Source organism: Mesorhizobium sp. M0317, assembly GCF_040321555.1.
GTDB lineage: Bacteria > Pseudomonadota > Alphaproteobacteria > Rhizobiales > Rhizobiaceae > Mesorhizobium.
The window spans coordinates 116315-129096 of sequence record NZ_JAMYRV010000005.1 but is presented as its reverse complement, the minus strand read 5'-3'; the positions used below and the strand labels follow the sequence as shown (position 1 = coordinate 129096).

Here is a 12782-nt window from a genome sequence, read left to right as displayed (position 1 = left end):
GTCTCAGACCTTTTCGACTTCTGGCCGGCCCAAAATGCCGGAAGGCAGGAAGATCAGCACGATCGCCAGGATCGAGAACGCCGCGACGTCCTTGTAGTCGATCGAGAAATACGCCGACCACATGCTCTCGATGAAGCCGATCAAAAGCCCGCCAAGCACCGCGCCCGGCAGAGACCCGATGCCGCCGAGAACGGCCGCGGTGAAGGCCTTGACCCCCGGCACAAAGCCGTCGGAAAAGGCGATGACGCCGTAATACATCAGGAACAACGTGCCCGCGACGGCCGCAAGCGCTGCACCCATGATGAAGGTGATCGAGATCGTACGGTCGACATCGACGCCGAGCAGCGCCGCCATCTTGCGGTCCTGCTCGCACGCCCTTTGCGCCCGGCCGAGGGAAGTCCTGTTGACCAGGTACCAGAACAGCGCCAGCAGCAGGGCGGTGACGACGACGATGATGATCTGCTTCAGCGACACGCTGATGCCATTGATGTTGTAGACTTGGCTGACCATCGGCGGGATCGGCTTGTTGCGCGGACCTTGCGTCACCTGGATGAAGTTCGACAGCGCGATCGACATGCCGATGGCGGTGATCAGCGGCGCCAGCCGGAACGAACCGCGCAGCGGCCGGTAGGCCACCTTCTCGATCGTCCAGTTGTAGAGGCTGGTGAGCAGCATCGCCACGATCATCATGATCAGCAGCGCCAGGACGACCGGGACCGAATAGAACAAGGAGCCGAGGATGAGGAAGACGACGAGGGCGGCGAATGCCCCGACCATGAAAATGTCGCCGTGGGCGAAGTTGATCATGCCGATGATGCCGTAGACCATCGTGTAGCCGATTGCGATCAGCCCATAGATCGATCCCAGCGTCAGCCCATTGATAAGCTGCTGGACAAAGTACTGCATGTGTACATGGCTCCCCTGGAATGTCGCCCATGCAGACGCATTCCTTTTCGTATTTCCCCTAGTCGTAAAGTTTCGAGCCCGGATTGCAACGTGATTTTTCAAACGTCGAGCGTGTTTTGCCGGCACGCCTTCCGATTGCCCGTTTTTTTGCTCCCGACCCCTGGACTATCGCGGACCCTATCATTGGCATAACGCAATGTCTTTGACGATTCAGCCGGACCAGCGACCTCATTTCGAAGAAATCCCGGTCAAAATTAGGTTTTGAGACGAATCCTTGCGTTGTTGGCGGGCTTCGTTTTTTAGCCACATTCCGTACTGACCAGCTGCAACATGGGTTACTTCCGACTACGGCGGTGGATGCCTCGCCCAACGCGCTAACCTTTCGCTGACTGGTTTCGCCAAGAGGTCCCGCCCTGGGTCCAAGTCCTGGTCTCGGTGGATGATCGGCAGCCTACCGTATCACTTAACCACAAAACCGTGCGCGAACGGATCGCGGTCGTCGATGAAGATGGTGTTCAGGCCGGTCATCCGCGCCCAGCCGCCGATCGAGGGAATGATGGCCGGCTTGCCGGCAACAGTGACGTCCTTCTCGACCTTGCCCTTGAACAGCGAGCCGATGATCGATTCGTGGACAAAACTGTCGCCGGCCTTGAGCTTGCCCTTGGCATGGAGCTGCGCCATGCGCGCCGAGGTGCCGGTGCCGCAAGGTGAGCGGTCGATCGCCTTGTCGCCATAGAAGACCGCGTTGCGCGCATCCGCGCCCGCCACTGTCGGCTCGCCCGTCCACAGCATGTGGGACAGCCGGTTGATGCCGGGGTTTTCCGGATGCACGAACGAGTACTTCTCGTTGAGCCGCTGCCGCACCACGGGGCTCCAGGCGATGAAATCGCTGGCGGAATAATCAGCCATGTCGCGAAAATTCGCCTGCGGCTCGACGATTGCGTAGAAATTGCCGCCATAGGCGACATCGACAGTGATCTCGCCAAGCTGCGGGCAGTCGACCGTCAGTCCCTCGGCATAAAGGAAGGACGGCACATTCGTGATGCGCACCTCCTCGACATAGTCGCCGACTTGTTTGTATTCGGCGATAACCAGCCCGGCCGGTGTGTCGAGCCGGAGCACGCCGGGTGTCTTCGGCTTGATCAGCCCATGTTCGATGGCCATCGTCACCGTGCCGATCGTGCCGTGGCCGCACATCGGCAGGCAGCCCGACGTCTCGATGAACAGGATGGCTATGTCGCAATCCTCGCGCGTCGGCGGATAGAGGATCGAGCCCGACATGACGTCGTGGCCGCGTGGCTCGAACATCAGCCCGGTGCGGATCCAGTCATACTCCGCCAGGAAATGCGCCCGCCGCTCCATCATCGTCGAACCCTCGAGCAAGGGACCGCCGCCGGCGACCAGCCGCACCGGATTGCCGCAGGTATGGCCGTCGATGCAAAAGAAGGATTTTTTGGCCATGATTTCCTCGAACTCAAAACCGTTGCGGGCTGAAGGGAGCAAGATCGATCGGCGAAGTTTGCCCGAGAACAAGATCGCGGATCAAGCGGCCGCTGGCCGCCGCCTGGGTCAGGCCGAGATGGCCATGGCCAAAGGCGTAGACGACGTTGGACGCGGTGCGCGCCGTGCCGATGACGGGCAGCGAATCCGGCAGCGACGGGCGACACCCCATCCACTCGCGGCCACCTGACGCGTCCAGCCCCGGAAGGAATTGTCTGGCTTTTTCCAGCATGGCCTTCGAACGCGCAAAATTCGGCGGCCGGTCGAGACCGCCCAACTCGACGGCGCCGCCGACGCGCAAGCCCGTCTCGAGTGGCGTGATGACGAAGCCATGGCCGGAAAAGATCAGCATCCGCTGCACGTCGAAAGCGGTCTTCGGCAGTGTCGTGTTGTAGCCGCGCTCGGTTTCGAGCGGGATGGTGTCGCCAAGCGCCTTCGTCAGCAGATGCGACCATGCCCCGGCGGCCACGACAAGATGTCTTGCCTGCCTGGTCGTGCCGTCCGTCAGCGTCAGCGTCGCGCCATCAGGATTGGCGGCGACGCGCTCTATGCGCGCCTTTTCGAAACGCGCGCCCAGCCTTTCGGCATAGGCCCACACCCCCTTGCCGAGCAGTTTCGGATCGGCGACGGTCTTCCAGCCCGGCACGAAGGTGCCCTTGATGAAGCGCGGCGACAGTCCCGGCTGCAGCCGCGCCAGTTCGTCGCCTTCGACATGGCGAAAGCCGATGCCGAAGCGCTCGCGCGCCGCCCAGCCCGGCAGCCCGGCCTGAAATTCGGCCTCGCTTTCATAAAGCTCCAGCGAGCCGTCCTCGCGCAGCATCGGCCGCGTGCCGGAACGGTCGAGCAGGCCCATCCATTCGGCCTCGGCGAGCTTCATCATGCCTGCCTGAGCAGCAAGGCTCGCCTCATATTTTTCTGGTGCGCCAGCGCGCCAGAAGCGCAACAGCCAAGGCAACAGCTTCGGCAAGTAGGCCGGCGGGATGCTGAGTGGCCCGAGCGGATCGGCAAGCCATTTCGGCAAGTGCCGCATCATGCCCTTATGCGCCAGCGGCAGCACGTCGGAGAAGGCGAAGGCGGCGGCATTGCCGGAGCTCGTCTCCTCGCAGATGCCGGTGCGGTCGAAGACCGTGACGCTGCGCCCGGCCTCGGCCAGCATGGCCGCCGCGCAGATGCCGACAATGCCGCCACCGACAATGGCGATATCTACCCTCTCTCCCCGTTCACGGGGAGAAGGGGCCCGAAGGGCGGATGAGGGGCGGCGGCCCTCCTCTGTGTCCCTGGAATTTCCTAGCACGTCGGCGCTGCCCCTCATCCGGCTGCCGCCATCTTCTCCCCGTGAATGGGGAGAAGAAAGCCTTCAGAACTGCGGCAGCTTCGGCCGTACCGCCAGCGCGTCATTGATGATCTTCTCGACCGACTTGCGGCGCTCGCCCGACAGCGGCTGGCGCGGCATGCGCACGCGGTCATTTGTGTCGATCGCGAGCACTTCGGCAAGCTTGATGTTTTGGACCAGATAGGTCGAGACATCGAGATCGAGCAGCGGCCGGAACCAGCGGTAGATCGAAAGCGCCTCCTCACGGCGGCCCTGCTTCATCAGCTGGTAGATGGCGACGGTCTCGCGCGGGAAGGCGACGACCAGACCCGCCACCCAGCCGATGGCGCCGACCGACAGCGCCTCGAAGGCGAGATTGTCGACGCCGGTGAACAGATCGTAGCGGTCGCCGAAGCGGTTGATGATCTCGGTCGAGCGGCGGATGTCGTCGGAGGACTCCTTGATAGCGACGAAGCGCTTGTCCGCAGCCAGATCCTCCATCTGGTCGACAGTGACATCGACACGGTAGGCCAGCCGGTTGGAGTAGATCATCACCGGCAGGTCGCCGGCCTGAGCGACGGCGCGCAAGGCGGCGACCGTCTCTTCCGGGTTGGTGTGATAGATCGGGCTCGGCACCACCATCAGGCCGTTGGCACCCTCCTTTGCGGCGCGCCTGGCGATGCTTGCGGCTTCACGGGTGCCCGCCTCGTTGACCGTCAGCAGCACCGGCTTGTTGCCTGCAACTTTCTGCGCCGTCTTCAGCACCTCGATCTTCTCGTCATGCGACAGCATCGGCCCTTCGCCGAGCGAACCGCAGACGATGATACCGTCGCAGCCTGCCTCCATCTGCAACGCAAAGCAGCGCTCCATTTCGGCATGGTCGAGGCGGTCGTCTTCGGTGAATTTGGTCGTGACGGCGGGGAAAACTCCGGTCCACATGATCGTCTCTCCATCTGATATATCAGCCGTATATCTATTTGAAAACCGGCTGTCAACGCGGAATTAGTTATGATATATGTAAGATATATCAGGAGCCCACCTTTGATATCCAGTGAGACAGCATACCCCGAGCCGGCCGCTGCCAAGGCCTACCATGTACTCGAGCATATGATCGTGACGTTGGAACTGGCGCCGGCGAGCTTTGTCACCGAAGGCGCCCTCATCGAGAAGCTGGCGCTAGGACGCACGCCGGTGCGCGAAGCGATCCAGCGCCTCGCCTGGGAAGGACTGCTGGATGTCAGGCCACGCGCCGGCATCGCCATTGCCCCGCTACATCCCGGCGACTGGCTGCGCGTGCTGGATGCCAGGCGCGGCGTCGAGGTGGTGCTGGCGCGCTCGGCCGCCCGCTTCGTCACCCGTGAGGCCGCCGACCTGTTTCATGAGGCAGCCCTTGCCATGCAGAAGGCCGTCATCTCGGGCAATGTGCTGGCCTTCATCCAGGCCGACAAGGCGCTCGACGAGGCCTTGGCGATGGCCGCCGACAACCCTTTTGCGGCCCGTCTGGCCGCGCCCCTGCAGACCCACAGCCGCCGCTTCTGGTTTCGCTACAAGGCCGACACAGGGCTGGCCGAATCGGCCGAACACCACGTCGCGCTAATCCGCTCGATCCTGGCCGGTGACGAAGAGGCTGCCGCCAAGGACGCCAAACGCCTTATGGCACTGCTGCGCGGCCATGCCGAAGTGGCCGCCACACGCTGAACTCCGTCTCTGCTCCAGACTTCCGACCGGTCTTTATCAGGTGCCCGGCAAGACTGCGGCCATGGTCGCCCCGTCCCAGCCTTCGCCAGCCGTGATGATGCAGCTTTGGCCGTGTGTGTCGGTGGCCAGGATGGTCCAGGTGCCCTGGTCGGAGACGAATATCTCAAGCACCACATCTGGGTTCACCAGGCCACGAGCGGCTTGGTTTTCGTGGAACTTCTCGCCGAGCGCCTTGACCAAGTCGGTCCGCGCCGTGCATTGATCGGCTTTAGCCTGGGCGATGCCGGACATCGCGAACACCGCAAAGAACATCGCCGCCACAAGACGTCGTGTCATCTGACACCTCCTTGCGCCAGACGAGAACCCCGGCTGCTACCGGCGCTATTTTGATGGCCTGCACCACGGCAGGAATGCAATTTAAGGCAGATGACCGGCTCTTGGTTCCATCGCTTAAACGTGATGGCCAATGTCGGTTTCGTACAAAGAAAGGCCCGGGACGTTGAACCCAGGCCTTCTTGCCGATCTTCGAAATCGTCCGGTCAGTTCATCGTCGGGATGACGAACTCGGCACCGTCCTTGACGCCTGAGGGCCAGCGCGAGGTCACCGTCTTGGTCTTGGTGTAGAAGCGGAACGCGTCCGGGCCGTGCTGGTTGAGGTCGCCGAAGGACGACGCCTTCCAGCCGCCGAACGTGTAGTAAGCGATCGGAACCGGGATCGGCACGTTGATGCCGACCATGCCGACCTGGACGCGCGAAGCAAAATCACGAGCAGCATCACCGTCACGGGTGAAGATGGCGACGCCATTGCCCATCTCATGATCGTTGGCGAGCTTGATGGCGCTCTCATAGGTCGGCGCACGCACCACCGACAGCACCGGGCCAAAAATCTCTTCCTTGTAGATGCGCATGTCGGCGGTCACATTGTCGAACAGGCAGCCGCCCATATAGTAGCCATCCTCGTAGCCCTGCATGGAGAAGCCGCGGCCATCGACGACCAGCTTGGCGCCTTCCTTGACGCCGGTGTCGACATAACCCTTGACGCGTTCCAATGCCTGCGCCGTGACCAGCGGGCCGAAATCGGCGGACGAATCCGTCGACGGGCCGACTTTGAGGCTTTCGACACGCGGGATCAGCTTTTCCATCAGGCGGTTGGCGGTGTCGTTGCCGACGGGAACGGCAACCGAGATCGCCATGCAGCGCTCGCCGGCCGAGCCGTAGCCCGCGCCGATCAGCGCATCGACGGTCTGGTCCATGTCGGCATCGGGCATGATGACCATGTGGTTCTTGGCACCGCCGAAGCACTGCACGCGTTTTCCCGCCGCCGTGCCGCGCGAATAGATGTAATGCGCGATCGGCGTCGAGCCGACAAAGCCGATGGCCTTGATATCAGGATCGTCGAGGATGGCGTCGACGACATCCTTGTCGCCATTGACGACGTTGAGGACGCCAGCCGGCAGGCCAGCCTCGAGGAACAGTTCGGCGATGCGCATCGGCACGCCAGGGTCACGCTCGGAAGGCTTCAGGATAAAGGCGTTGCCGCAGGCCAGCGCCGGGGCAATCTTCCACAGCGGGATCATCGCCGGGAAATTGAACGGGGTGATGCCGGCAACGACGCCGAGGGGCTGGCGCATCGAATAGACATCGATGCCGGGGCCGGCGCCGTCGGTGAACTCGCCCTTCATCATGTGCGGCGCACCGATGCAGACTTCGACCACTTCGAGGCCGCGCTGGATGTCGCCCTTGGCGTCGGCAATGGTCTTGCCGTGCTCGCGCGCCAGGAGATCGGCCAGTTCGTCATAGTCGCGAGCAACCAGTTCAAGAAACTTCATCAGCACGCGCACGCGCCGCTGCGGGTTGGTCGCAGCCCATTTGATCTGTGCTTCCTTGGCATTCAGGACAGCCGCACGCAGTTCAGCCGGCGAAGCCAGCGCCACCGTGCCGCGCACCGAGCCGTCCATGGGCTGCATGACGTCCTGCTTGCGCCCGCTGGTCCCGGCGACATGCTTGCCGCCAATGAAATGACCGTATTCGATCATGGTTTCTCTCCCTGAGTTTGTGATGAAGCATTCAACGCCTTTGCAGGCGCGAAGGCAACGCGAGGGGAAACGCAACCGTTGTGCGGGAAATAGACAACGAAGGACGAGTGTGCATTAATTGCCGCAAATTACAGATTGCTGAAAGGCCCGAAGGTTGCGCTCCGTCACACCCCCCTCTGTCCTGCCGGACATCTCCCCCGCAAGGGGGGATATCAGATGTGGTTGTTGCCTTCGCAAATCTTCAACGCTGCAAAAAAGGTGCCGTCGGCGGAGCTGCCAATCTCCCCCCTTGCGGGGGAGATGGCCGGCAGGCCAGAGGGGGGTGGGCGGGAACGCCGCGTTCGCCGCTAGCCCGGATCACCCCCATGAACTGGGATGACGTCCGCATCTTCCTCGCCGTGGCCCGCGCCGGGCAGATCCTTGGCGCCGCCAAGCGGCTGGAACTCAATCACGCCACCGTCTCGCGCCGCATCGCAGCGCTTGAGGATGCGTTACGGACAAAACTGTTTCGCCGGCTTACCACCGGCAGCGAGCTGACGCCGGCCGGCCAGCGCTTTCTCGACATTGCCGAGCGCATGGAAGCCGACATGATCGCCGCACGCTCCACCGTGTCGGGCGAAGGCGACGATATCTCAGGCACGGTGCGCATCGGCGCCCCCGACGGGTTTGGCGTTGCATTCCTCGCCACGCGTCTTGGCGCGCTGACCGCGCTGCACCGCGAACTCACCATCCAGCTGGTGCCGGTGCCGCGTTCCTTCTCGCTGTCGCGGCGCGAGGCCGACATCGCCATCACCGTCGAGCGGCCGACCGAAGGCAGGCTGGTGGCGGGAAAGCTGGTCGACTACACCCTCGGCCTGTTTGCCTCGCGCGACTATGCGCAGGCGCACGGCTTACCCGAGACCGCTGCCGAACTCGGCCAGCATACGCTGATCGGCTATGTCCCAGACCTGATCGTCAGCCCGTCGCTCGACTATGCGGCGGAGTTCAGCCCGGACTGGCGCACCAGCTTCGCCATCTCCTCAGCGCTGGGCCAGGCCGAAGCGGTGCGCTCGGGCGCCGGCATCGGCATCTTGCACACCTTTGTCGCCCGCTCGATGCCGGAGCTGATCCCCGTCAACATCGTGACGCCGATCCGCCGCGCCTACTGGCTGGTCTATCATGAATCGGTCCGGCCGCTGCGCCGCGTGCAGATCGTCGCCAACTTCATCACCAAGGCGGTCGAGAGAGAGCGCGGGCTGTTTGTCTGATGGCCGCGCCGCCTTGCCTTCGCCACAAAATCGGCCAGTGTGGCAACAAGCGCGATGTCGCCTATCATTAAGGATTGGCTGCGCCGGGTGGGACACTTTTTTGCAAAGCTGGTGCGGATCAAAATGCGAGCGGTGCTCGCCATCTTGCCGCTTGTCGCGCTTTCCGCCTGCGCCAATCCATGGACCGAAGTTCCGGAAGCCGAATTGCCCAAGCCGGTCCGCATCGCAATGGCCCGCCCGTCGCCTTTCGTCTTCGGCAATTACTGCGGTCCCGGCACCCGCACCGGCGACCTCTCGGCTCGCCCTGTCAATCGCCTCGACAGCGCCTGCCAAATCCATGACGCCTGCTACATCGCGCGCCATAATCATTGCGACTGCGACGGCGCGCTCGTCGCCTCGGCAAAGGCGATCCGTGATGACAAGACAGCGCCGAAAAAGGAGCGCGGCGAGGCCGAGCTTTTGATCGCCACTTTCGCACTTCCCGTCTGCAAGGTCTTTCCGCAAGGCTTTATGCCGCCGCGCGACCCGGCTGAGCTGAAGACGATGAACGGGGCCACGGGATGAACCGCGCCATCTGCCTGGCTCTGGCCGGGCTGGGGCTGGCGGCCCTTGCCGCTTGCGCCGCCCCGATTCGGCACAGCTGCGATTTCTTCCCCGATGCGAAGGATTGCGGCCGGCCGTCGGTATCGGCCGGCACGCCCGGACCGCAGACTGCAGCAGCAGCGTTTTTCGGCGATGCCGGTGCCAGCGACTATGAAAGGCAGTTTCTGGCGCTGCTCGCCCACAACCAGATCGGCGCCATCGACAGGGCGAACGGCACCGGTCCGTTCGGCCATGACCGCCACGCCATCGCCAACCGCGATTTCCAAGCCACCTACCGGACACTGGAACAGCTGGCGAAGCCGGTTGCCGCCGAACAGATGCCGGCAGTGAGCGGCACAGCCGGCGAAGGCCATTTCGACGGCCGCTGGCGGGTGTCGCGGCAGACGCTCTATGTCGCCGCCGCCGCGCGGCCCTCCGCGCCAAAGACGTTCAGCTTTTCCGGCCTGCAGGCGCGCTCGGTCGAGATCGTGATGCGCCAGCCGGGAAAGCAGCCGGTTGAGATATCGGGCGCCTGCGACGGCGCGCTGGCGATTCGCGCCGGCGGTGGCTCGCGCAGCGTGGCGAGCGGTGCCGCCTTCCGGCTCCGCCTGTCGGCCGAGCAAACCGCCAGCCTGTTCCCCAGCGATGGTTTGAACCGCTGCAGTCTCAAGCTCAGCTCCAGTCTGGCGCCGGCAGGCGCCCCGCTCACCATCCTGCGCGAAGAGGTTGCCTATCCGGCGATAGCCGCGCTCGACAGCCGCTACGAGCGTTGTCCAGTGCCCGATCCATCCGGCCTGGATAAGCTTGCCAGCGTCTTCTACGCCGGCCGCTGGCTGTCGCAGACCTGTTCGCTGCCGCTCGGGTCACCGCGCCTGTTACGCAAGTCGCGCGACGGTTTCAACGCCAAGGTCGAAGCGCTGCTCGGCGCGCCTTTACCCGACAGCGCCTTCGACAAGGCCGACCCCGAACTGCCGCTCGATTTCTCGCGCGCGCCGAAACTCAAGCTGGTCTATCTGTCGTCGCTGGAGTTCAAGGCCGACTTTTCCGGCCGCGTCATCGAGCGGCTGATCCGCCATCACGCAGCCCTCGGCACCAAAGTGCGCATCATGGTCACAGACGTGCTGGAGCGCGACAAGGACGATGCCCTGCTGCACCGGCTGGCGGCCGATTATCCCAATGTCGAGTTGCAGGAATACCGCTGGCGGGCCGACCACGGCGCGCCGATAGACGAGCAGCTGTCGCAGCTGCACAAGACCCATCACGTCAAGATGCTGGCGACACTTGCCGAGGATCCCGCCCGCTCGCGCGTCATCATCGGCGGCCGCAACATTCATGACGGCTTCCTGTTCCACAAGCCGATCGACTTGTCGCGCTATCCGAACCTGGAGCAATACGGCAAGACCGACGGCCTCTCGCTCAACTACTATTCGAACTGGAGCGATTTCGACATCGAGTTTGCCGACCCGGCCACGGTCGAGACGCTGGCCGCGCATCTCTCGACATTATGGCTGCGCGACGCCGACACCAACATCGCAAGACCCTTCTCCATTCCGGTGCGCTCCGACAGCCGGCGCCCGCCGGGCACGGTGCGCCATTTCATTTCCGTGCCCTATGAGGACAACCATGCGCTCGAGACCTACTTCGTCGAGTTGATCGACACTGCCCGGCACCATATCGAGATCGTCAATCCCTACCTCAATCTGACGCCGAAGCTCAGCCTGGCCATCGAGCGGGCGCTGGCGCGCGGCGTCAGGATCGACATTGTCGGCCGCATCGACCTCAAGGGCGATATTGGCGGCAAGCTGCTGACCGCGCTCAACAAGCTGTTCGTCGAGAAATATGGGAATCGCATCAACATCCGCGAATTCAAGGCGCCCGATGTCGTGCTGCACTCCAAGATCATGATGATCGACGAAAGGCTGGTGACGATCTCGTCGGTCAATCTCAACAACCGCAGTTTCTTCCACGATCTGGAGAACGGCATGACGGTGCTCGACCCTGCCTTCTACGCCAGGATGCAGCCGGTCTATGACGACTATGTCGCCCATTCGAACCAGGTATCGACCGAGGTGACGATACCGTGGGCCTACCGATGGCTGTTCTCGAAGGGTTGGGTGAAGGAGGCGTTTTGAAGGGCTGGCGAGGCTGAAGGAATGCCGTTCTGTAGCGATCCTTTACACCCCCTCTGTCCGGTACGACAGAGGGGTGCTGGCCGCGAGCTTTAAAAAGCACCCCTACCTCAAATACCGCTCCGGCCCCAGCTCCCTCACATCGATATCAGGCACCTTGCTGGAGATGATGTCGGACAGCACCTTGGCCGAGCCGCAGGCCATGGTCCAGCCAAGCGTGCCGTGCCCGGTGTTGAGATAGAGGTTGGAGAACTCGGTGCGGCCGACCAACGGCGGCCCGTCCGGCGTCATCGGCCGCAGCCCGCACCAGAAGGATGCCGCCTTGAGGTCGCCGCCATCCGGGAACAGATCGCCGACCGAATGTTCGAGGGTGCGCCGGCGCGATTCATGCAGCCTGAGATCGAAGCCGGAAATCTCCGCCGTGCCGCCGACGCGGATGCGGTCGCCGAGCCTGGTGATCGCCACCTTGTAGGTTTCGTCCATCACCGTCGACACCGGGGCGGCGACCGCGTCCTTGATAGGAACGGTGATCGAATAGCCCTTGACCGGATAGACCGGGATCGGGCGCCTGAGCAGGCGCATGAAGCGCGCCGAATAGCTGCCCAGCGCCAGCACATAAGCGTCGGCCGCGCGCGAGCGCTGGTCGGTGCCGACGCTGACGATGCGATTGCGGTTCTTGGAGAAGCGCCGGATCTGCGTGCCGTACTCGAACGTGACGCCGCGCGCCACGCAGAGCTCGGCCAGCCGATCGGTGAACATCTTGCAGTCGCCAGTTTCGTCGCCGGGCAATCTCAGCCCCCCGACAAACTTTTCCCGCACGCCGGCCAGCGCCGGCTCGGCCCCAATGCAGCCTTCGGGATCGAGCAACTCGTAGGGAACGCCATATTTCTTCAGCACTTCGACATCGCCGCCGGTGCCGTCGAGCTGCTTTTGCGTACGAAACAGCTGCAGCGTGCCCTTGGTCCGCTCGTCATAAGCGATGCCGGTCGCCTCGCGCAGCGCCTTCAGCGTGTCGCGGCTGTATTCGGCGAGCGGCACCATGCGCGCCTTGTTGATGGCGTAGCGATCCGCGGTGCAATTGCGCAGCATCTTGATGAGCCATGTCCACATATACGGATCGAAGGCCGGCCGCACCACCAGCGGGCCGTGCTTCATCAACAGCCACTTGATTGCCTTCAGCGGAATGCCGGGGCCGGCCCAGGGCGAGGCATAGCCCGGCGAGATCTCGCCGGCATTGGCGAAGCTGGTTTCCAGCGCCGGCCCTTTCTGGCGGTCGAACACCGTCACCTCGTGGCCGGCCTCGGCGAGATAGTAGGCAGTGGTGACCCCGATAACGCCGCCGCCCAACACGAAGATCTTCATCGCATCACTC

Annotated in this window: 11 protein-coding genes; 4 read left to right on the top strand and 7 right to left on the bottom strand. The window is 63.4% G+C overall.

The window, feature by feature from the left end; translation table 11 throughout:
- Window positions 1–3: 3 nt before the first annotated feature.
- The 4 genes from NKI88_RS06945 to NKI88_RS06930 all read right to left on the bottom strand — a co-directional run bounded on the left by NKI88_RS06945 (window position 4) and on the right by NKI88_RS06930 (window position 4657).
- Entirely contained in the window at window positions 4–906 is a 903-nt protein-coding gene (locus NKI88_RS06945) for a branched-chain amino acid ABC transporter permease (protein ID WP_023668715.1), read from the bottom strand.
- A gap of 459 nt (window positions 907–1365) precedes the next feature.
- Window positions 1366–2367, bottom strand: coding sequence for a 4-hydroxyproline epimerase (locus NKI88_RS06940; protein WP_352654356.1), 1002 nt, complete (start codon window positions 2365–2367; stop codon window positions 1366–1368).
- Between the two features lie 13 nt (window positions 2368–2380).
- Entirely contained in the window at window positions 2381–3718 is a 1338-nt protein-coding gene (locus tag NKI88_RS06935) for an NAD(P)/FAD-dependent oxidoreductase (RefSeq protein ID WP_352654354.1), read from the bottom strand.
- 45 nt (window positions 3719–3763) lie between these two features.
- A complete protein-coding gene (locus NKI88_RS06930; RefSeq protein WP_352654352.1) occupies window positions 3764–4657 on the bottom strand; it encodes a dihydrodipicolinate synthase family protein in 894 nt (297 codons plus the stop codon).
- A 69-nt stretch (window positions 4658–4726) separates the two neighbouring features.
- On the opposite strand from NKI88_RS06930, the gene NKI88_RS06925 reads away from it, so the two are divergent.
- Window positions 4727–5416 (top strand): GntR family transcriptional regulator, encoded by a 690-nt coding sequence (locus NKI88_RS06925; protein ID WP_050588433.1) that lies wholly within the window; start codon window positions 4727–4729, stop codon window positions 5414–5416.
- 36 nt (window positions 5417–5452) lie between these two features.
- On the opposite strand, the gene NKI88_RS06920 is transcribed toward NKI88_RS06925, so the two are convergent.
- Both NKI88_RS06920 and NKI88_RS06915 read right to left on the bottom strand, forming a co-directional pair.
- Window positions 5453–5752, bottom strand: a complete 300-nt coding sequence (locus NKI88_RS06920; protein WP_352654350.1) for a hypothetical protein — start codon at window positions 5750–5752, stop codon at window positions 5453–5455.
- 203 nt (window positions 5753–5955) lie between these two features.
- Window positions 5956–7452, bottom strand: coding sequence for a CoA-acylating methylmalonate-semialdehyde dehydrogenase (locus tag NKI88_RS06915; RefSeq protein ID WP_023668709.1), 1497 nt, complete (start codon window positions 7450–7452; stop codon window positions 5956–5958).
- Window positions 7453–7817: 365 nt separating this feature from the next.
- Here NKI88_RS06915 and NKI88_RS06910 point away from each other — a divergent pair, with 365 nt between their 5' ends.
- The 3 genes from NKI88_RS06910 (at window position 7818) to NKI88_RS06900 (ending at window position 11413) form a co-directional block, all read left to right on the top strand.
- Complete coding sequence (locus NKI88_RS06910; RefSeq protein WP_352654347.1) at window positions 7818–8699, top strand: LysR family transcriptional regulator; 882 nt, start codon at window positions 7818–7820, stop codon at window positions 8697–8699.
- A gap of 123 nt (window positions 8700–8822) precedes the next feature.
- Window positions 8823–9263: a phospholipase A2 family protein gene (locus NKI88_RS06905; RefSeq protein ID WP_023737897.1), complete on the top strand. Its 441-nt coding sequence runs from the start codon at window positions 8823–8825 to the stop codon at window positions 9261–9263.
- Window positions 9260–11413: a phospholipase D-like domain-containing protein gene (locus tag NKI88_RS06900; RefSeq protein WP_352654345.1), complete on the top strand. Its 2154-nt coding sequence runs from the start codon at window positions 9260–9262 to the stop codon at window positions 11411–11413. The genes NKI88_RS06905 and NKI88_RS06900 overlap by 4 nt, the downstream gene beginning before the upstream one ends.
- A 102-nt stretch (window positions 11414–11515) precedes the next feature.
- Here NKI88_RS06900 and NKI88_RS06895 read toward each other — a convergent pair whose 3' ends face one another.
- Complete coding sequence (locus tag NKI88_RS06895) at window positions 11516–12772, bottom strand: D-amino acid dehydrogenase (protein ID WP_023668705.1); 1257 nt, start codon at window positions 12770–12772, stop codon at window positions 11516–11518.
- Between the last annotated feature and the right edge of the window lie 10 nt (window positions 12773–12782).